The following is a 20,109-nucleotide window of genomic DNA, read 5'->3' on the forward strand; positions in this document are numbered from 1 at the left end:
TAAATATAATAACGCGACCGATTATGGGGGGCCATCATGAGAAGCAGTATCTCTTCCAAGGCGATGATAGCCTATGGCATTGTCTTCATCGGCATCATCGCCCTGACATTCTGGCTTTCCTACGCAGGCACGGTGGGCCGGCTCCAGAAGGATCTGCAGAATACGAATCTGGCTTTGCTGAAGCAGGTGGATGACAAGATCGAGGCCGCCTTCCGTCAAACCGAAAAAGACCTGCTGGCCTTGGCGGAAGGCTTGGATATTATCTATTATATGAATAACAGCTACAGTGACGATGCCCAGAGGTACAGTATACATTACACGCTTACGACGCGGCTGAAGGACTTTATTTACAAAAATCCGAACTATTCCTCCGTCTTCGCTTATTCCCATATCAGCGGCGACCTCATGACTGAAGAGACGTATGTCAGGCAGGCCGCCTCGGAGTTCAACTGGCTGTCGCAATACCTCGATATGCCGGAATACTTCAAATGGCTGGCGACCCGGAAGGTGTGGGACGGGCAGAAAACGGAGGATGTCATTACACTGGTAAGAAGCTTCCCCGCCCTGAGCGGCCCCGGATTCAGAAAGGGCCTTATGGCCATTACGATCAAGGAAGATCAGCTGTCCCAAATGGTCAAATCCATCTATGAAGAGGGGTACTCCGGCCAATTCTTCATTCTTGATGCTCAGGGAAGTGTCGTTACGCATGACGATAAGACTCAGCTCTACCGCAATATGACTGCTTTGCCTTATATCGGGACCATTTTGGCCGATGCCAACAGCGGCTCATTGAGTGTGGAGCAGGATGGGGTCCAGCAGTCTGTCTTTTACCGCACAAGCGGATATACAGGCTGGAAGTTCATTAGTGTCATCCCGGAATCCAAGGTGTTCGAGCCGATTCGGGTGACACGCAATTTGTTGTTGCTGTTTGCCGGAATCATGTTTGTTTTGGGACTGGCCGCCTTATTCTATGTCAACCGCCGCACGTTCCAGCCCTTGGACCGGATGGTGGGCAAGCTGTCCAGTGTCAATAAGCACGCAGATCGGGCAGCAGGAGGGGTGGGCCTCGTTAAGCTGGAGCATATCATCGATCAGATGATGGCCGACCGAGAGCACCTGGAGCAGCATGTCCGCGACTCCAAGCCGATGCTGAAGTGGCGGCTCCTGACCGACATCTTGAACGGCAGCCGGTCCGATTTCCAGGCGATCCATCATCATCTCGAGTTCTTGGGAATGGAGCTGTTCCCGGAACGGTTCCTAGTCTGCACGGCGGAGATTAGCAAGGAAAACGAGGCGCTCACGCCGCGGGATGAAACGTTGTACACCTACATGTTCTGCAATGTGGCCGAAGAGATGATCCGATCCGAGCATGCGGGCGCCGCGATCGATCTGGGGGACGGCAGAGCAGCCGTGCTCATGAGCTTCGCCGAGGGCGATGCGGAACAGAATCATCTGAGGGCGCTGGTCATCCTGGAACTGATCCTCGCCGTAATGAAGAAGCAGTTTGGCTTGTCGGTTGTGGTTGGTGTGGGCAAATGCCGCATAGAGATGGGGGAAATCCCCGGTTCCTTCGACGAGTCGCAGAAGGCGCTGCGGTATAAGATGATCTTCGGCAGCCACTCCGTTATCTCGGTGGATGACCTGCAGCCTCCTGACAGGAAGGACTATTACAGGTTGAACCGGATGACGGATGCGGTGATGGAAGGGCTGAAAAGTGCGGACCGGGCCAAAATGTTCACGCACCTGTCCGAGGCGTTCCATGAGGCTGTCGAAGGCAACCTTCCGCCGGAGCTGATCCGACAGCTCTGCTATGATCTGATGAAGAAGTCGCTGGAGGCTGTAAGCACGATCGGCATCAAGCCCGAGGTATCCATGGGCCCCCTGAGCAGGTTCTACGAGCAGATTGCCCATTGCGAGAACTGGATGGAAGCGGAGCGGCTGGTCGGCGATATTCTCGAGGGGCTGCTCTCCCAGATTGAAGCGAAACGCAGCCAGCGGGGCAAGAATGAGACCATCGAGCGTATGCTGGACTATATCCGGGAGCATTACCCGGAGCACGACCTCTCTCTGGACCGGCTCGCAGTGGAGTTCCAGCTGACGCCGCCGTATATCAGCAGACTGTTCAAGGATCACACGGAAAGCAATTTTATCGATTACATGATCGAGGTCCGCATTCAGGCCGCGATGGAGCTGCTCAAGGATAGATCGATTAAGGTGAATGACGTTTCGGGCGCTGTCGGGTATGCGAATACGCGCAGCTTCCTGCGGACCTTCAAGAAGTACACAGGTGTGACCCCGACGGAATTCCGGGATCGTGTATTGCCGGGTTAATCCCTCCGCCTCATGGTTAGACTGAGGGTAGGGAGGGAGGTTCCACCATGGCGATTAAAAGCGAGGAATGGATCAAATATATCACCGAGCAAGTGGTGACTTATATCGAAACGCCGGCAGATGTGCGCAAGGAGCAGCGGCAGAACCAAAAAATACGAAGAGAGCCGTGGAGCATCCGCTGGTTCGGCATGATCCCGCTGGCGCTCCAGTTTTGGTTCGGCAGCCGCCGCAAAAAAAGGACACCCCGGGCTCAAGATGAGAGCGGGGTGCCAAGGTATAGAGAAGAGGAGGAGAAATAACTAAGGGAAAAAGAAACCGTTCTCAAAAAGCTCTTGAAGCGGGATATAGCGCGAGCCTTCCTGCTCCAGACGGATGAACGGGACGGAGGCGCCTGCCCAGACGGCGTAACCGGTGACCGCGAACGGGGCCAGCACGCGACGGTCATACAGATCGGCGACATAGGTGACGCTCGAATCGGCGCGAAGCGCTTGCTGCAGCTGCGCGAAATTCGCGAGCTTCAAAGGTGTGCCGCGCAGCCAGGACGTGTGGTGGAAGGGGTCGAAGCCTTCCAGCTCCAGCGCGTTCTCGATGCGCGGCGCTGCCGTATCGGCCGGTAGACCGGTAGCAGTAGGAGAAGGTAGTCGGCGCCACGGATCCGGCGACAGCGGCAGCTGTTCTCCGGTCTTGGCATCGATATAGATTGTGCTTGCTTCGCCCGCCGCCGGAGGAATGACCTTCCATAGAGCGTGCAACGGGCTGTGGTACAGACGCTCGATCACGAGATCGCTTGGAAGCGTGACGGTCTCGGAGGATGAGGGATCGATAGGATCCGCTATTAGGGCGAGCTGTACCAACGAGCGATACAGCGTGGTTAAGCTGAAGAGAGGACTGCTGCCGGTGCCGTACTCCGTGAGTGTCCAGGAGCCTTCCGGTGTAGCGCTGACGACCAGATAGCCGACTTCGTCGCCGGCTTGCTTCAAGATGACGACCCAACCATGGGTGCCGGGGCCTAGCGCATAATGGGTCCATTGGGCGTATTTCCACGCCTCAAAACCCGGCTGGACGGCCATGGAATCGATCCATGTTTGAATCTGCTTGCTTAGGTCATCCTGGGGTGCCAGGCGAGCCTGCGCATTCGTACCGGTAGCCGGTACCGGAGAAGCCGGTACGGCATTGCTGGGCGTATCGGTCGGTCCGGCCGAGGAGACCGGGGCTAGTGCCATGTACAAGACGGCGCCGAGCGCAAGCGAGGCCACCGCAAGCCGCAGTTTGTTCATCGAATCACCTACGTTTAAGAGTGACAGCGGTGTACTACTAGCTTATGTCCACATTGTAACGGATATGCCTAAAAAAGTTTGTTAGAACGTGTCACCGCAATCCCTGTTTTTTGCTTGTTTTTATAAGAAGTTTTAGCGGCTTTCGTCAGATCGTGCCAGTCACGCTTGGCGCAGGTGAAAGATTCCGCAGTTTATGGCGGTCACTTGGACCCGAGGCCTATACTGCCACTCCATCTCCTGACGGCGGCTCTCCCATTGGGCGGTTGCCGCCTCCTTCTTGTCCTCCTCGCATGTCTCCAGGAAATCCAAATAGTAGCCGTCTACTTGGGCCACTTCATCGGCCATCCGCTCATGAGCCTCCGCCGCCCATGTATGATCGGTATGCTTCAGCAGCTTCTCCAAGTATTGCTCCACAATGCCGCGGGCCCGGGTAATCGTAATCTGATGGCGCGGAATATGGCTGTTGACCGGGAAGCGGGGCGACAGCTTCTTTTCTAGCAGCTTCTCGTGAAACCCGGTCACGAGCTGTCCCGTCAGGAGATCGACGCCGATCGAGTGCAGCTCATCGCGCTTCATGTCGCACAGAAATTCGACCTTCAGGTTCACACCGAGCCAGGAGGTGTACGCTACCGAGGCGGGACCGCGCGCGGCGGCCCCGGGTTCTTCGAACATCTGGACGAAGCGGCCGCCCTCCTTCACGACTTGGAACAGCTGCTCCAAACGGCGGCTGCCATAGGTGACGTCATCCCGCTGAATGCGGCCGGGGCCCATCACCGGTGGGGGCACGACGATGCCGAAGTAGCGGCCCAGGATCGTGTCCTGGGATGCGGCCGGCTGTCCGCCGGGCCCACCCCCGGCGGGAGCGCCGCCTTGAGCGGCGGCGTTCTCCTCCTCGATCCGCAGCCGCTCCGGATCGAACACAAATTTAAAGTTCATTGTCTCCGGCGGTGTCCCGGTTTTCTCGATGAAGCTCCAGTAGTAAGGGCGGTTCGTGAGGCTCTTGTCCGCGGCCGGAGACAGCTTCACCGTCACATACGCCGGATGCTTCTCCATGATGTGGCAATCCGTCGCTTCCAAGTAGCGCATGACGAATTTTTGAATTTGCTTCGTATTCACGGTCTGGTGCTCGCCTCCTCGGGGATGATGCGCCCGACGTCATTCAGCAGGCGGCCTATGCCGGGGTGCTCCTGTTCTTCCTGGGCGACCTCTTGCGCGGCATCGCGGAAGCTTCGGCCGAGCCTGTCGAGCTGGAGCTTGACGTCGTCATCGGAGCGGGATTCCGTCAGGATGCGGAACAAGCTGGATTCCAGCGTTTGCTTCTTCTCGAGCCGCTCGAGAATGACGTCCAGGCCGCCGATGACGAGTTCGAACATGTTGATTTTCTCGTGCAGCAGGTTCAGAATATGCTCTTCGATCGTCCCGACGGTAGAGAGATTGTAGATATGGACGTTCTCCGTCTGGCCGAGCCGGTGCACACGACCGATTCGCTGTTCGACCCGCATCGGATTCCAAGGCAGGTCGAAGTTGATGATGTTGTGGCAGAACTGCAGGTTGATGCCTTCGCCGCCGGCTTCCGTCGCGACCATCACTTGCATCCGGTTGCGGAACAAGTCCATCATCCAATCTTTTTTGCCTCGGTTCATCCCCCCGCGATAGGGAACGGCCGTAATGTTGTGTTCTTTGAAAAATTTAAGCAAATATTCTTGCGAAGCCCGATATTCCGTGAACACGATCACCTTCTTATCGCCCAAGCTGCGGATGATCTCCATCGTCTTCTCGGCCTTCGTATTCGACTTGATGCTCTTGATCAGCTCGACGAGCTCCCAGATGCGGGCGCGAATAGGCGAATCTTCCTCGGCTTTCTTGAACAGGTTGAAGAGCGTCAGGAACACCGCATCGCGGCTGCTGCACACTTCCCGCTGCAGTGTGACGAGCGACAGCATGCTGCTCACATCGCCGAGACCGGCAGCATCCTTATAACGGCCCTTGACGAAGTCGCAGACGCCCTGGTAGAGCGCCATCTCCTCCTCGGAGAGCGTAAGCGGCACGTTCTTCACGATCCGTTTCGTGAACCGGGTATCTCCAGCGCCGCGCCGGTTACGGATCATGACCTTCGACAGCTGCTCCTGCAGCTTGTCCTCGTTCTTCGGCTGCCGCTTGTCGACTACGTAATTGTAGGCGAAATCCCCGGCACCTCCGAGCTGGCCCGGCTTGAGCAGGGTGATCATGTTGTACAGCTCGCTCATGTCGTTTTGCACCGGCGTAGCGGTGAGGAGCAGGCAATATTTTTTGCGCAGCGCGGTGACGAATTTATAATTGGTCGTTTGTTTATTCTTCAGCTTGTGCGCTTCGTCGATGACGAGCATATCATATTCCATGCCGGTCACGATGTCCCGGTGCGGTTCGCGCTTCGCGGTGTCGATGGATGCGACGACGACGTCGTACTGCGTCCACATGTATTCTTTTTTTTGCGCCACGGCGGGGATGGCGAATTTCTGATTCAACTCGCGCACCCACTGCAGCACCAGGGAGGCGGGTACGAGGATCAAAATTTTGCGGGCGAGCCCTCGCACGAGATATTCCTTCAGAATAAGACCGGCTTCAATCGTCTTGCCCAGGCCCACCTCGTCCGCCAGAATCGCTCGGCCTCGCATCTCATGCAGCACGCGCTTCGCCGTCTCGATCTGGTGCGGGAGCGGCGTGAGCTGGGGAATATGGCTCAGACATAGCAACTCTTCGAAGCTCGCTACGAGGCCGGACTGCTCCGCTTCATAGGCGAGCTGATACAGCGTCCAATCGTCCCAAGGTCCGTTCTTCAGCGTCCGCGCTTCCAGTTCCTCGAACCAGGACCGGTCGAAATGGATGTTCAGCCGATCGTGCAGTGGTCGAATGTGTTCCGATTTGTCGGTATTGAGCATGGGATCTCCTCTATTCGGATGCAAGATAGTCCCCGACTTGGCGGTCCGAGGTGCATGTTAGGTTAGTATTCACCAAAAGAAAAAGAAACATAACTTTACTCTTTCCTCAAGTCGCCCGTTGATGTAAAATGGGAAGGGTGTTAAGCGGACAATCGAATACCGAGCGGATGAACGTACAAGGAGAGATTATCGGAGCGTCATACGGGCGCGGCCGGTAACGCCGAAGGAGTAAGCCTGCGGGTGAATCTCTCAGGCAACAGGGACTTGTGCCGGACGCATCTCTGGAGAGCGCCGAATCGCCCGAGGGCGAAGGAGGCCACCCAAGGGGTAACTTTCGTGCCGCTCTGGCGGGTCGGATAGGGAACTCTCAGGTACAAGGACAGAGCAAAGAAATGCAGGTTGCATTTTTTTGCTGTGTCCTTTTTTGCTGTGCGCGGCATGCTAGAGGCTAGGACCACATCTTCCATTGAGGTGAAACGATGGCAACTTTGAAGCAAACCCCGCTTTACCCGCTGTATGCCAAATATGGCGCGAAGACGATAGACTTTGGCGGCTGGGATTTGCCGGTGCAATTCTCGGGCATCCAGCAGGAGCACGATGCGGTGCGGGGACAAGCCGGCCTGTTCGACGTGTCGCACATGGGCGAATTTTACGTCAGCGGTGCCGGGGCGCTCGCCTTCCTGCAGTGCATGACGACGAACGACGTCTCGAAGCTGGAGACGAATCAGGCGCAGTACAGCCTCCTGTGCTACCCGGACGGAGGCGTTGTGGACGATCTGCTGGTCTACAAGCTGGCGGAGGAGCGTTATATGCTCGTCGTGAACGCGTCGAACATCGACAAGGACTACGACTGGCTGGCGCAGCACTTGACGACGGGGGAAGACGTCTCGCTTGTCAACGCGTCGGACGAGACCGCGCTGATCGCGCTGCAAGGGCCGAAGGCGGAGACGATTCTCGCGAAGCTGACGGCGGCGCCGATCCAGGCGCTGCGGCCGTTCCGCTTCGTGCAGGACGCGGACGTAGCGGGCGTGAAGGCGCTCGTCTCCCGTACGGGCTACACCGGCGAAGACGGCTTCGAGCTCTACGTGAGCTCGGGCGACGCCGCGGCCGTGTGGGAGGAGCTGCTCGAAGCCGGAGCGGGCGAAGGGCTCGTCGCGGCCGGTCTCGGCGCGCGCGATACGCTGCGGTTCGAGTCGCGGTTGCCGCTGTACGGCCAGGAGCTGTCGGCCGAGATCAGCCCGCTCGAAGCGGGGCTCGGCATTTTCGTGAAGCTGGACAAGGGCGAGTTCGTCGGCCAGCAGGCGTTGGCGGCGCAGAAGGCGCAGGGGTTACCGCGCAAGCTGGTCGGCATCGAGATGATCGACCGCGGCATCCCGCGTTCGCACTATCCGGTGTACAACGCCGCCGGCGAGCGGATCGGCGAGGTAACGACCGGCACGCAGTCGCCGACGTTCAAGCGCAACGTCGGGCTGGCGCTGCTGCAGCAGGCTTACACCGCGCTCGAGACGGAAGTGTTCGTCGAGATCCGCGGCAAGCGGCTGAAGGCCGTCGTCGTGAAGACGCCGTTTTATCGCCGGGCTTAGTAATAAAAGTAATTGGAGATTTCGCTTTGTTCCAGGTCGAAGGAGTAGAGAGTGAAAAAGAGGACCCTGGCGAGTTTTGGCTTGAACCTCTTACCGCTTATTCCCTTATTCAATCAAGAGAGGTTCAAACAAGATGTTTGAGCTGAAAGGGTCCTTTTTCACTCGGAACGGCCGTTTATGCATCGTTAAGAACAACGCGAAATCTCCCCACAACAGATAGATGAGAGGAGCCATACCCTGACATGACGCACCGTTACTTGCCGATGACCGAACAGGACAAGGCGCAAATGCTTGAGACGATCGGCATCCAATCGATCGAGGAGCTGTTCACCGATATCCCGGCCGAGGTTCGCTTCAAGGGCGAATTGCAAATTCCGGCCGCTATGACCGAACCCGCCTTGCTACGCCACATGCGCAAGCTGTCCGGGCAGAATGCCGACTTCGACCGCTACGCGAGCTTCCTCGGCGCGGGCATCTACGACCACCATGTGCCGGTGGTCATCAATCACGTCATCTCGCGGTCGGAGTTCTACACCGCGTATACGCCTTATCAGCCGGAGATCAGCCAAGGCGAGCTGCAGGCGATCTTCGAATTCCAGTCGTACATCTGCGAGCTCACCGGCATGGCCGTGGCGAACGCTTCGATGTACGACGGCTCGACGGCGCTTGCGGAAGCCGGCGCCCTGGCGCACGGCGCGACGAAGCGCCGCAAGCTCGTCGTGTCGCGCGCGGTGCATCCGGAAGCGCGCAGCATTCTCGCCACGACGGCGAAGGGCCTGAACCTCGACGTCGTCGAGGTAGGCTACGCGAACGGCGTGACCGACTTGACGGCGCTGCAAGCCGCCGTCGACGCCGAGACGGCGGCCGTCATCGTGCAGTCGCCGAACTTCTTCGGCTGCGTCGAGAATTTGGCGGCGATCGAGCCGGTCATCCACAGCGCAGGCGGCCTGCTCGTCGTGAGCAGCAACCCGCTCGCGCTCGGCCTGCTCGAGGCGCCGGGCAAGCTCGGCGCGGACATCGTCGTCGGCGACGCCCAGCCGTTCGGCATCGCCGCTTCGCTCGGCGGGCCGACGTGCGGCTACTTCGCCGTCGCCGACAAGTGGATGCGCCGCATGCCGGGCCGCATCGTCGGGCAAACCGTCGACCGCGACGGCAAGCGCGGCTTCGTGCTGACGCTGCAGGCGCGGGAGCAGCACATCCGCCGCGAGAAGGCGACGTCGAACATTTGCTCGAACCAGGCACTTCTCGCGCTATGCGCTTCCGTCTACTTGTCCACGATGGGCAAGCAAGGGCTGCAGGACGTCGCGAATCTGAACGTGCAGAAGGCGCACTATGCCGCCCGTACGATCGGGGCGCTACAAGGGCTGAGCTTGGCGTTCAGCGCACCCTTCTTCAATGAATTCGTCGTGAAGGTAGGCTCTGGAGCCGACCTGCAGACCGTGAACGCCAAACTGCTGGAGCAGGGCTTCATCGGCGGCTATGACTTGGGCCGCGACTATCCGGAGCTGGCCGGGCATATGCTCGTAGCCGTCACGGAGCAGCGGAGCAAGGAAGACATCGAGCAGTTCGCAGCCAGCCTGGGGGAGGTCGTAAGCGCATGACAACAGCAACCGCAGTGAAACATGACAAAGCCCTTATTTTCGAATTGAGCCAACCCGGCCGGGTCGCTTATTCCATGCCGGCATGCGATGTGCCGGAGGAGGAAGTGTCCAGCCTCATCCCGAGCGAGCTCCTGCGCGCCAAGCCGGCCGAGCTGCCGGAAGTCTATGAAGTGGACGTCATTCGCCACTACACCGCACTGTCCCGCCGCAACTTCGGCATCGACAACGGTTTTTATCCGCTTGGCTCCTGTACGATGAAATACAACCCGAAGATTAACGAAGACGTAGCCCGCTTCCCGGGCTTCGCCAAGATTCACCCGTATCAGCCGGAAGCGTCGATCCAGGGTGCGCTCCAGCTGCTGCATGAGCTGCAGGAGGACCTGGCCCAGATCACGGGCATGGACCGCGTTACGCTGCAGCCGGCGGCCGGCGCTCATGGGGAGTGGACGGGGCTTATGATGATTCGCGCCTACCACGAGAGCCGCGGCGAAGTCCGCACGAAGGTTATCGTGCCGGACTCCTCCCACGGGACGAACCCGGCGAGCGCGACCGTCGCCGGCTTCGAGACGATCACGATCCCGTCGAACGACAAGGGGCTCGTCGATCTCGACCAACTGCGCGCTGCCGTAGGTCCGGACACCGCCGCGCTCATGCTGACGAACCCGAACACGCTCGGCCTGTTCGAGGAGCAGATCGTGCAGATCGCCGAAATCGTGCATGAAGCGGGAGGCCTGCTGTACTATGACGGCGCCAACTCCAACGCGATCCTGGGCATCGCCCGTCCTGGTGATATGGGCTTCGACGTCGTGCACCTGAACCTGCACAAGACGATGAGCACCCCGCACGGCGGAGGCGGCCCTGGCGCCGGTCCGGTCGGCGTGAAGGAGAAGCTCATCCCGTTCCTGCCGGCCCCGATGGTCGTCCGGAACGACGACGGCAGCTACGCCTTCGACTACAACTACCCGCAATCGATCGGCCGCGTGAAGGGCTTCTACGGCAACTTCGGCATTCTCGTCCGCGCCTACACGTACATCCGGACGCTCGGTCCGGACGGCTTGCGCAATGTGTCCGAGTACGCGGTACTGAACGCGAACTACATGATGCGCCGCCTGGCGCCGTACTATGACGTACCGTTCGAGCGCGCATGCAAGCACGAGTTCGTCATGTCCGGCCGTCGTCAGAAAAAGCTTGGCGTGCGGACGCTTGACATCGCGAAGCGGCTGCTCGACTTCGGCTACCACCCGCCGACGATCTACTTCCCGCTCAACGTGGAAGAGTGCATCATGATCGAGCCGACCGAAACGGAGAGCAAGGAGACGCTCGACGGCTTCATCGATACGATGATTCAGATCGCTCAGGAAGCCGAGACGAATCCGGATCTCGTCGTGAATGCGCCGTACACGACCACCGTTCGCCGTCTCGATGAGACGCAAGCTGCGCGGAAGCCGGTCCTGAATTGCACCTGCGGTTAATGCAAACAAAGAACAAACAGCCCGTACCTGGACGAAGTTCGTCCGGATACGGGCTGTTTTTTTATACCCACTTCGTATTCGCTTCTTGGAAGAAAAATTCCAAATATTCCAGGTCCGTGATCGCCTTGTTGCACGCCTCGCTATCCAAGCACATGTAGTTGCCGATCGCCTTGTAGTAGTCCTGGGAGGCGCCTGCCGGCGGCTTGCACACGACGGAGTAGTAGCCGATCGTCTCCGGCGTTCCCGGAGTGTTGCACATGCAGCATAAGTTCGCCTTGGGCGAGGACGAGAACGTCCCTTCGATTCCGTTCAGCCGGCCGTCCTTGGCGTACACGAGGTAATGCTTCTGAGCCGCGACGTCCGTCCAGCCCCGGTAGCTCATATTGGACCAGGGAACGGTGTCTGGGTCCGGCACCTTCAGCTTTTTGCTTTTCGGGAACAGTTTGCGTACTTGCGCCTCTGACAGCTGTGGGAACGGCTTCACCCGCTCGGACAGCCGTTCCAGATAGGCCAGCAGGTCGTCCTTCGTATTCAGCTTCCAGAACGCCATCAGCTCATGCTTTTCCGTCTCGGAGAGCAGGGGCATCGCCGCCACGATCGCCGTTTCCGCGCTGTATCGCAGCGCTTCGACGACACGCGCCTCCGACCCATGCTCGAAGGCGTAGATCAGCTTCTGGATTTGCTTGCGGATCTCGTTCCCTTGATGATTCAGGATGTAAGCTTGATTGGTTTGATTCGATACATTCGTTTCCATAGAGGTCCTCCATTTTTGCCGATGAAGCCAGTGTAGCACAGGTGGACAAAGATGAAAAAGGAATGATAAATTACAATGGAACTTTCAGAATACGATCGCATACGACTGCGAAAAAAAGGGGAGAGTGCCATGCAGCGCAGATTGATCATTGCGGGTACCGGCAGCGGCGTGGGCAAGACGACTTGGACGATCGGCCTTATGGCGGCGCTTCGTGGGCGCGGCAATGTCGTGCAGGGCTTCAAATGCGGACCGGACTACATAGATCCTACTTACCATACGGCGGTGACAGGCCGTCCTTCGCGGAATCTGGACAGCTGGATGATGGGGGAGCGGGCCGTTCGGGAAGCGTTCATCAAGGGCAGCGAAGGCGCCGACATCTCGATCATCGAAGGCGTCATGGGTTTGTTCGACGGCAAGAGCGCGCTCTCGAATGAGAGCAGTACAGCCCACATTGGCGAGATCCTGGAGACGCCGATCCTGCTAGTGGTGAACATACAGAGCATGGGGCGGAGTGCGGCGGCGATCGTGCGCGGCTTTCAGCAGTTCGCCGAGGGCGTGCGGATCGCGGGGGTAATCGCGAACAATGCCGGGAGCGTAGGGCATTATCAGCTCGTGAAAGACGCGGTCGAGCAAATGTGCGGCATTCCCGTCGTCGGCTGGATGGACCGGGATGCGCAGTTGTCGATCCCCGAGCGGCACTTGGGACTCGTTCCTTCCATTGAGCGCGGGGAGATGGACGCTTACATAACCCGGTTGGGGGAGCGGGTTACGGAAAATCTCGAGCTGGACCGGGTGCTGCAGCTGGCGGAATGCCCTGAGTTGGCACCGGCGCTGCCTCTCGCGGATGATACGTTAGTTCCATCCTTCTCCCTAGCCTCGGCCTCAGTCACGCCTCGCGTTCGTCTGGCGATTGCCCGGGATGCGGCTTTTCATTTTTATTATCCGGACAATCTGGAGCTCTTGGAGCGGTGCGGGGCGGAGCTCGCCTACTTCTCTCCTCTGGCCGGGGAGCCTGTGCCGCCGGATGCGGACGGCCTGTATATCGGCGGGGGGTTCCCCGAAGAATTCGCCGAGCGGCTCGCCGGGCAGCGTACAGGGAAGCGATCGGTTCGCCGTGCGATTGAGGACGGCATGCCGACACTGGCCGAATGCGGAGGGTTCATGTATTTGACCGAATCGATCCGGGATACGCGGGGGCAGGAGTACGCGATGGTCGGGCTGATCGCCGGGCAATGCCGGATGCAGACCAAATATGCGGCGATGGGGTACCGCGAAGTGAAGGGACAGCCGGGCAATTTCCTGCTGAACGAAGGCGAGTCGGCGAGGGGCCATGAATTCCATTACTCGGCGTTCCACCCCGCCGGCGATTTGGCCTTGTCGCCCGCCTATGTCTCCGAAAGCCGATGGGGGACGAAGCCGGAGGGGTACATCACCCCGAATTTGGTTGCCGGGTATACGCACTTGCACTTCGCCTCGCGACCCGAGCTGGCTGACCGGTGGGTGGCGGCTTGTGCGCGATATCGCAACATCCGGCGGGGTCGAGCCACGGAAGTTGTGCCGGCGTTCGACGATCGAGTACAATAAGGAAACATTGCGAGTTCAGAGCATGGACAACAGGAGAGGGGATGACCGGGTCATGGCAAATGAAAATGAGGCTTCAACCGCTGCAGCCGCTGCCGGGCTGCCCGCCTGGCGGTTCGTTCATACAGGCTTCGGTTCGCCTGCTTACAACATGGCGGTAGACGAGGCGATCTTGACCGCGCACAGCGAAGGACTCGTTCCCCCGACGGTCCGATTCTACGGCTGGGACCCGCCGACGCTGTCGATCGGGTATTTCCAGAAGGCGGAGCAGGAGGTGGACTTCGAGGCGGTGGAGCGGAGCGGCGTCGGCTTCGTCCGCCGGGCGACCGGCGGGCGCGCGGTGCTGCACGACAAGGAGCTGACCTACAGCATCATCGTGTCGGAGAATTACCCCGGCATGCCGACGACGGTGAACGAAGCGTACCGGGTGCTGAGCGAAGGGCTCGTGCTCGGCTTCCGCAAGCTTGGCCTTCGCGCCGAGATGGTGAGCCTCGCCTCCGAGGAGGAGAAGCTCAAATACTCGACCGCCGGGTCGGCGGCGTGCTTCGATTCGCCGTCCTGGTATGAGCTCGTCGTCGAGGGGCGCAAAGTAGCCGGCAGCGCCCAGACGCGGCAGAAGGGCGTCGTGCTCCAACACGGCTCCATTCTGCTCGAGCTGGACGTGGAACAGCTGTTCTCGCTCTTGCAGTTCTCGAGCGACAAGCTGCGGCGGCGCTTGATGGACTCGTTCGCGAGCAAGGCGGTCGCCATCGGCGACGTGTGCCGGGCGATCGGACTGCCGCCGGTGACGCTGGCGCAGGCGGAGGCCGCCTTCCGGGCCGGCATCGCCGAAGGGCTCGGCATCGCGCTGGCGGACGGCGCGCTGACGCCTTACGAGCGGGAGCTCGCGGAGCGGCTCGCCCGCGAGCGGTACGGGCACGACGACTGGAACCTGAAGCGGTAGGCCGCCCTTCAGGTTCCAGTCGTTATTGCAGCGCATCGATTCGCCGCTGGAACGCTTCTTGCAGCCGGCGCGTAATCGGTCCCGGCACACCGCGGCCGAAGGCAGCGCCGTCCACCCTGACGACAGGGGTGATCTCGGCCGACGTGCTCGAGATAAACACCTCGTCCGCCTCCCGCAGATGCTCGAGGTTTACCGCTTCCTCGACGCAAGGAATGTTCAGTTCCCTCGCGAGCTGCAGGACGACCATCCGCGTAATCCCGTGCAGAATCAAGTTGTTTGCCTGATGGGTGTACAGCGTCCCGTCCCGGACGACGAATACATTGGAGGAGCTGCTCTCCGTGACCATCCCCTCCCGATGGAAGATGACGTCCTGCACGCCCATGTCGAGCGCCTCCTGCTTGGCCAGCACGTTCGGCAGCAGGTTCAGCGTCTTGATGTCGCAGCGAAGCCAGCGAATATCGGGGCAGGTATGTACTGCGATGCCTTGCTTCATCGACTCATACGGTCTCTCGAGCTCGGAGACATAGGCGATCAGCTCCGGCTGCGCCTTCGCGGGGAAAGCGTGATTCCGCGGCGCCGCGCCACGTGTAATCTGCATGTAGATCGTACCGTCCTTATTCAGCCCTTCCTCCCGAATGAGCCGCTTCAACTGCGCATCCAGCTGCTCCGTCGGGTACGGCGGCTCGAGCCGCACTTCTCGCAAGCTTCGTTCCAGCCGGCGGTAGTGCGCTTCCGGTTCGAACAGAACGCCCCCGTACACTCGGATCATTTCATAGACGCCGTCCCCGAACATATACCCGCGGTCCAAATAAGAAATCGCCGCCTCGCTGCGGTCGATAAGTTCATCGTTTCGTAATAATAGCTTCATGGATGTGTTTCCTCCCAAGATGTAAGTTTTGCCAATCACTAGAATTGGACAAATCGCTAGGTAAATTGTACACTAAATTTCCGACCTTTAGCAGGGTGCTGCCGGTTTAGCAAATTCAAGAAACAGAGCTTGATAGAGAAAATGCGAGAGAACGAGAATCTGCTTCTCAATATTTACCGAAATTCGAGACTGTCTCATTCGATACACAATATATTGTATTGTATAATGATTTTCGCACACTATATATTGTGGTGAGCCCAGCACACCTTCAGATTCACTCTACATATCATAATGCTAGAAGAATGGCAAACATGTCAAAAGTACTATTTTTGGGAGGTTTTCGTTGTGGAAACAGTGCAAGCGAAAAAGCGGTTGGAAGGCTTAAGCGAGAAAATATTCTTGGACCGGTATGCCATGAAGGATGCCGATACGAATAATACCAAAGTGGGCGATACCGTCCTCGTGCTGACCAAAGACGATCCGAAATTTCCGAGCAAGGACGTAGGGGAGGTTGTGGCTCGGCAAGGGCGCAGCGTCACCATCAAGCTGCGGAACGGAGAGCTGTTCGAATCCACAATCGAGAAATTGACCCTGAACGTTGAGCATACGCCGGAGCAGCTCTGGGACCGCTTGGCTACCGCCATGGCTTCCGTCGAGACGACACCGGAGAAGAAGAAAGAATGGAAAGAGAAATTCAACTACATTCTCGAAGACTGGAAGCTCGTGCCGGGCGGCCGGATCGCGGCGGGAGCCGGGGCGAGCGACGAGCTGACGCTGTTCAACTGCTACGTTATCCCGTCCCCGCATGACAGCCGCGGCGGCATCATGAGCACGCTGTCCGAGATGACCGAGATCATGTCGCGCGGCGGCGGCGTCGGGATCAACCTATCGTCCCTGCGGCCTCGCCGGTCCGTGGTGAAGGGCGTGAACGGCTCTTCCAGCGGCGCCGTATCGTGGGGCGGTCTGTTCAGCTATACGACCGGCTTGATCGAGCAGGGCGGCAGCCGCCGGGGCGCACTCATGCTCATGATCAACGACTGGCACCCGGATCTCGTCGACTTCATCACCGTCAAATCGACGATGGGCCAGATCACGAACGCGAACTTGTCCGTCTGCGTCAGCAACGCGTTCATGAAGGCCGTGAAGGAAGATCTCGATTGGGATCTCGTCTTCCCGGAAACGACCGATCCTACCTATAACGATACTTGGGACGGCGACTTGGCCAAGTGGCGCGCCGCGGGTAAGCCTGTCCGCACGTACCGCACGGTCAAAGCCCGCGAAGTGTGGCACACGATCATCGAATCGGCCTGGAAATCCGCCGAGCCAGGCGTCGTGTTCATGGAATACTACAACCAAATGTCCAATAGCTGGTACTTCAACCCGATCATCTGCACGAATCCGTGCGGCGAGCAAGGGCTGCCGGCTTGGGGCGTCTGCAACCTGTCGGCCGTGAATCTGTCCAAGTTCTACGACGAGAAGAACCACGATGTGGCATGGGCGGATCTCGGCAAAACGGTCCGCTACTCCGTGCGGTTCCTGGACAATGTCATCGACAAGACGCCTTACCATTTCGAAGAAAACCGGATTAACCAGCAAGGCGAACGCCGTGTCGGCCTGGGCACAATGGGTCTGGCCGAGTTGATGATCAAGCTGGAAATTCGCTACGGCAGTGCGGAATCGCTTGTGTTCCTCGATAAATTGTACGGCTTCATGGCCCGCGAGGCTTACCTGTCTTCGGCTGATATCGCCGGGGAGAAAGGGTCGTTCAAGCACTACAACCGCGAGAAGTTCCTGCAGAGCGGTTTCATGAAGCAGATGGTGTCCACGTATCCGGAGGTAGGCGAGGCGATCACGAAGAAGGGCATCCGCAACGTAACGGTCATCACTCAGGCGCCTACGGGCAGCACGGGGACGATGGTCGGCACGTCGACCGGGATTGAGCCTTATTTCGCCTTCGAATACTTCCGCCAGAGCCGTCTGGGCTTCGACAAGCAATATGTGCCTATCGCGCAGGAGTGGAAGGATAAGCATCCGGATCAAGACTTGCCGGACTACTTCGTCACTTCGATGAGCCTGACGGCGCAGGATCACATCCGCGTACAGGCGGCAATCCAGAAGTGGGTCGACAGCTCGATCTCGAAAACGGCGAACGCGCCGCACGACTTCACGGTCGAAGAGACGAAAGAGCTGTATGAGTTGGCGTTCGATCTGGGCTGCAAAGGCGTGACGATCTACCGCGACGGCAGCCGCGACGTGCAAGTGCTCTCCACCTCCAAAGAGGAGAAGAAGGAAGAGGCCGCACCGGCTCCGACTGCAGCACCATTGGCCGAGACATCGCCGGATGCTGATTCGAAGGAAGCGGCCGAGACGCAGCTCGCCGAGCTGTCCAGCACGCTGGCCGTGACCGTGGATGCGAAGACGCAGCAAGTATTCGACAAGCAGTACAAGCGCCGTCCGCAAATTCTGAAGGGTGCGACCTACAAGTTCAATACGCCGTTCGGCATGGCCTACATTACGATCAACGACATGGACGGCAGTCCGAGCGAGATTTTCCTGAATGTCGGCAAAGCCGGCTCCGACGTGTTCGCAATGTCCGAGGCGCTCGGCCGCGTCTGCTCCTTGTTCCTGCGCTACGGCGACCATGGCGACAAAGCGCAGCTGCTCATCAAGCACCTGAAGGGCATCGGCGGCTCCGGCGCGATCGGCTTCGGCCCGAACCGCGTCGAGTCGATCGCAGACGCCGTCGCGAAGGCGCTCGAGGCCCACATCGGCGAAGACGAGGACGATGCGTACGTCACGGCTACGCAGGAAGTGACCGCTACCGCTGAGAAGCCGACGTTCACGTACGCGGCCGTGTCCGAGAGCTCGTCGCTCGACCTGTGTCCGTCGTGCGGCACCGCCTCCCTCGTTAACTCCGAGGGGTGCAAGAACTGCACGAACTGCGGGTACAGCCGCTGCTCGTAATAAAAGACTGCAGCCGTCTGGGTTTGCCGGTGTTTGTGAGTTGTAACTAAAAATGTCGCTGATTTGAACATAAAATGTCGTTGAGTTTGAACATAAATGTCGCTGGCTCGTACCTTGATGGTACGGGCTTTTTTATGTTTTTTGAGTTTACTGATTGGTTTTAAGATGAGACATTTTACTGGTGCGAAAAATGAGGCTAAAAGTGGAATTTATTTCGACGTTTTATTGGAAATGATGGCTGTATTACTTCCTGACCTGCAAGCGGTCGCTGACTGCGCTAAAGTCATTTCCTTGTCCGCACGATTTGGAAGGGTATACACTGTGGCTGACGTAATAGATGGTTGGCGAGAGCATATGCAGCGCGCTGGAGGTTCGACAGGCATAGAAAAGGCGGCTCAGCTGATAGCACTGGAAAGACGTAGTGTTGGAGATCAAACATCGGTAGAAGAAGCGAATGCAAAACGGCTCATAGCCGAATATGAACGAATCACCTCTTGAACAGATTGAGAGGGACATCGAAGACCTGCTTTTTGAGATTCCAGTAGCGAATCAGCTCGTACCCGATTTGGGGTTTGGTAGATTCCTTCGCAAACGACCGGCGCCAGGGCTCCGACGGAGGCACGTTGGCTGAATAGAGAAGCGCGGCAGGGCCTGAATGGAACGCTTCGCGTCGATCGTCGTCGCGCCGCCGGCAGAGTCAGTGGGGCTGATGAGCTGCGGCAGGGTCTCGCTCGAGCGCTGCGCGTCGTCCGTCGCCGTTCGACGCAGAGGCACGCCAACATAAAGCTAAAGGGCTGGATAGGCACACATTAATAAGCAGGCGCTAATGCCTGCTTATTCTATTAATCAAAGTAACAATGTATATCAAGATAAAGTGATAAATGAAATTGTTGAGATAGATCAGCAGAAAAAAAGAGTAACAATGATGGAGTATTTTCGTCATACTTGTGTTGCGATCCGTTGTGAAAATATTAGAAAATGCATTCAGAAAGTTAATGAACAACTGCTTAAACATGTGATCGCGCATGAACTGGCCCACTACTAACGAAAGGATACGATCTGGAGTATGGTCGGCAGTCTGTATTTTCATTTAATGATAGAGCTATTCGTTTGTACACTAAGATTGGTTTTCAACAGGAAGGAAGCATAAAAGAGAGGAACAGTTATGGAATCGCATCAACTAAAAATGATAAAATAGATAATTAAAGTGAAATATGTTTGACTGCAAATCGATTAATATAATTCCGAAAAGAGTGGTAAGCATGAAGTCATATATCAATTGGAGATATACGATCACCATCTACAAAAAAGTGATGAAAGGAGCGTGATAAATTAAAAAGAAAAAGGAGCAAAACGAAATGATACAAAACAGAAAAGCAACCGTTAATGACTATGATATGATTATAAATATTTGGGAAAGATCGGTAATGGCCACTCATCATTTTTTGAGTTTCAAGGATAAAGAGGAAATCAAAAAAGAATTACCTATGTATTTTCCTCATCTTGATGTACGTCTCTGGTATACCGAAGACTCTATCATTGGTTTTACCGCCATCAATGAAAATCACTTGGAAGCACTATTTCTCGATCCCGATAAAATCGGTAAAGGGTATGGGAAACAAATTATGCAAATATGCATCAATGGTTTTGGGATCACGTCCGTTGATGTGAATAAACAAAATGAGAATGCGACAAGGTTTTACTTAAAAAGCGGTTTCGGAATAATCGGTGAAGATTTGACGGATGGAGCAGGCCGCCCTTACCCCATTTTACATTTGAAATACAATGAACAGCAGAAGTAATTCGTCTGTCCAGGC

15 protein-coding genes and 1 riboswitch are annotated in these 20,109 nt (G+C 57.5%); of the genes, 10 read left to right on the forward strand and 5 right to left on the reverse strand.

Features of this window, described 5'->3' with window-relative positions; genetic code table 11:
- Window positions 1-36: 36 nt before the first annotated feature.
- Both ACI5FR_RS09920 and ACI5FR_RS09925 read left to right on the forward strand, forming a co-directional pair.
- Window positions 37-2,331, forward strand: coding sequence for a helix-turn-helix domain-containing protein (locus ACI5FR_RS09920; RefSeq protein WP_405453793.1), 2,295 nt, complete (start codon window positions 37-39; stop codon window positions 2,329-2,331).
- Between the two features lie 47 nt (window positions 2,332-2,378).
- The gene (locus ACI5FR_RS09925) at window positions 2,379-2,630 is read left to right on the forward strand and encodes a YqzE family protein (protein WP_405453796.1); all 252 of its coding nucleotides are present in this window, start codon (window positions 2,379-2,381) and stop codon (window positions 2,628-2,630) included.
- Here ACI5FR_RS09925 and ACI5FR_RS09930 read toward each other — a convergent pair whose 3' ends face one another.
- The 3 genes from ACI5FR_RS09930 to ACI5FR_RS09940 form a co-directional block, all read right to left on the reverse strand.
- A complete protein-coding gene (locus ACI5FR_RS09930) occupies window positions 2,631-3,608 on the reverse strand; it encodes a hypothetical protein (protein ID WP_405453798.1) in 978 nt (325 codons plus the stop codon).
- Window positions 3,609-3,767: 159 nt separating this feature from the next.
- A complete protein-coding gene (locus tag ACI5FR_RS09935) occupies window positions 3,768-4,724 on the reverse strand; it encodes a YqhG family protein (RefSeq protein ID WP_405453800.1) in 957 nt (318 codons plus the stop codon).
- A complete protein-coding gene (locus ACI5FR_RS09940; RefSeq protein ID WP_405453803.1) occupies window positions 4,721-6,526 on the reverse strand; it encodes a DEAD/DEAH box helicase in 1,806 nt (601 codons plus the stop codon). Before ACI5FR_RS09940 ends, ACI5FR_RS09935 begins: the two co-directional genes overlap by 4 nt.
- A gap of 167 nt (window positions 6,527-6,693) precedes the next feature.
- Window positions 6,694-6,802: riboswitch (glycine riboswitch) on the forward strand.
- A gap of 203 nt (window positions 6,803-7,005) precedes the next feature.
- On the opposite strand from ACI5FR_RS09940, the gene gcvT reads away from it, so the two are divergent.
- The 3 genes from gcvT to gcvPB all read left to right on the forward strand — a co-directional run bounded on the left by gcvT (window position 7,006) and on the right by gcvPB (window position 11,182).
- Entirely contained in the window at window positions 7,006-8,109 is a 1,104-nt protein-coding gene (gcvT, locus tag ACI5FR_RS09945) for a glycine cleavage system aminomethyltransferase GcvT (RefSeq protein WP_405453806.1), read from the forward strand.
- Between the two features lie 242 nt (window positions 8,110-8,351).
- Window positions 8,352-9,710 (forward strand): aminomethyl-transferring glycine dehydrogenase subunit GcvPA, encoded by a 1,359-nt coding sequence (gcvPA, locus tag ACI5FR_RS09950; protein WP_405453809.1) that lies wholly within the window; start codon window positions 8,352-8,354, stop codon window positions 9,708-9,710.
- Window positions 9,707-11,182, forward strand: coding sequence for an aminomethyl-transferring glycine dehydrogenase subunit GcvPB (gene gcvPB / locus ACI5FR_RS09955; RefSeq protein WP_405453811.1), 1,476 nt, complete (start codon window positions 9,707-9,709; stop codon window positions 11,180-11,182). The genes gcvPA and gcvPB overlap by 4 nt, the downstream gene beginning before the upstream one ends.
- Before the next feature lie 61 nt (window positions 11,183-11,243).
- Here the strand turns inward: gcvPB and ACI5FR_RS09960 are convergent, their stop codons facing one another.
- A complete protein-coding gene (locus ACI5FR_RS09960; protein ID WP_405453814.1) occupies window positions 11,244-11,936 on the reverse strand; it encodes a FusB/FusC family EF-G-binding protein in 693 nt (230 codons plus the stop codon).
- Window positions 11,937-12,065: 129 nt separating this feature from the next.
- On the opposite strand from ACI5FR_RS09960, the gene ACI5FR_RS09965 reads away from it, so the two are divergent.
- Window positions 12,066-13,520 (forward strand): cobyrinic acid a,c-diamide synthase CobB, encoded by a 1,455-nt coding sequence (locus ACI5FR_RS09965; RefSeq protein ID WP_405453816.1) that lies wholly within the window; start codon window positions 12,066-12,068, stop codon window positions 13,518-13,520.
- A 97-nt stretch (window positions 13,521-13,617) separates the two neighbouring features.
- Window positions 13,618-14,460, forward strand: coding sequence for a lipoate--protein ligase family protein (locus ACI5FR_RS09970; protein WP_405454305.1), 843 nt, complete (start codon window positions 13,618-13,620; stop codon window positions 14,458-14,460).
- 22 nt (window positions 14,461-14,482) lie between these two features.
- Here the strand turns inward: ACI5FR_RS09970 and dat are convergent, their stop codons facing one another.
- Complete coding sequence (gene dat / locus ACI5FR_RS09975) at window positions 14,483-15,328, reverse strand: D-amino-acid transaminase (RefSeq protein WP_405453819.1); 846 nt, start codon at window positions 15,326-15,328, stop codon at window positions 14,483-14,485.
- A 291-nt stretch (window positions 15,329-15,619) separates the two neighbouring features.
- Here dat and ACI5FR_RS09980 point away from each other — a divergent pair, with 291 nt between their 5' ends.
- From ACI5FR_RS09980 to ACI5FR_RS09990, 3 genes are all read left to right on the forward strand, one after another.
- Window positions 15,620-18,292, forward strand: a complete 2,673-nt coding sequence (locus ACI5FR_RS09980; RefSeq protein ID WP_405453821.1) for an adenosylcobalamin-dependent ribonucleoside-diphosphate reductase — start codon at window positions 15,620-15,622, stop codon at window positions 18,290-18,292.
- 96 nt (window positions 18,293-18,388) lie between these two features.
- Window positions 18,389-18,790, forward strand: coding sequence for a hypothetical protein (locus tag ACI5FR_RS09985; RefSeq protein ID WP_405453824.1), 402 nt, complete (start codon window positions 18,389-18,391; stop codon window positions 18,788-18,790).
- 860 nt (window positions 18,791-19,650) lie between these two features.
- Window positions 19,651-20,094 (forward strand): GNAT family N-acetyltransferase, encoded by a 444-nt coding sequence (locus ACI5FR_RS09990; RefSeq protein WP_405453827.1) that lies wholly within the window; start codon window positions 19,651-19,653, stop codon window positions 20,092-20,094.
- Window positions 20,095-20,109: the final 15 nt, after the last annotated feature.

Source organism: Paenibacillus sp. HJGM_3, assembly GCF_045062745.1.
Classification (GTDB): Bacteria; Bacillota; Bacilli; order Paenibacillales; family NBRC-103111; genus Paenibacillus_AA.

Excerpts from the sequence above, each read along its gene's own strand:
- ACI5FR_RS09920 (WP_405453793.1), top strand. The coding sequence starts at position 37 with ATGAGAAGCAGTATCTCTTCCAAGGCGATGATAGCCTATGGCATTGTC.
- ACI5FR_RS09925 (WP_405453796.1), top strand. The coding sequence starts at position 2,379 with ATGGCGATTAAAAGCGAGGAATGGATCAAATATATCACCGAGCAAGTG.
- ACI5FR_RS09930 (WP_405453798.1), bottom strand. The coding sequence starts at position 3,608 with ATGAACAAACTGCGGCTTGCGGTGGCCTCGCTTGCGCTCGGCGCCGTC.
- ACI5FR_RS09940 (WP_405453803.1), bottom strand. The coding sequence starts at position 6,526 with ATGCTCAATACCGACAAATCGGAACACATTCGACCACTGCACGATCGG.
- gcvT (WP_405453806.1), top strand. The coding sequence starts at position 7,006 with ATGGCAACTTTGAAGCAAACCCCGCTTTACCCGCTGTATGCCAAATAT.
- gcvPA (WP_405453809.1), top strand. The coding sequence starts at position 8,352 with ATGACGCACCGTTACTTGCCGATGACCGAACAGGACAAGGCGCAAATG.
- gcvPB (WP_405453811.1), top strand. The coding sequence starts at position 9,707 with ATGACAACAGCAACCGCAGTGAAACATGACAAAGCCCTTATTTTCGAA.
- ACI5FR_RS09960 (WP_405453814.1), bottom strand. The coding sequence starts at position 11,936 with ATGGAAACGAATGTATCGAATCAAACCAATCAAGCTTACATCCTGAAT.
- ACI5FR_RS09965 (WP_405453816.1), top strand. The coding sequence starts at position 12,066 with ATGCAGCGCAGATTGATCATTGCGGGTACCGGCAGCGGCGTGGGCAAG.
- dat (WP_405453819.1), bottom strand. The coding sequence starts at position 15,328 with ATGAAGCTATTATTACGAAACGATGAACTTATCGACCGCAGCGAGGCG.
- ACI5FR_RS09980 (WP_405453821.1), top strand. The coding sequence starts at position 15,620 with ATGCTAGAAGAATGGCAAACATGTCAAAAGTACTATTTTTGGGAGGTT.
- ACI5FR_RS09985 (WP_405453824.1), top strand. The coding sequence starts at position 18,389 with ATGTCGCTGGCTCGTACCTTGATGGTACGGGCTTTTTTATGTTTTTTG.
- ACI5FR_RS09990 (WP_405453827.1), top strand. The coding sequence starts at position 19,651 with ATGATACAAAACAGAAAAGCAACCGTTAATGACTATGATATGATTATA.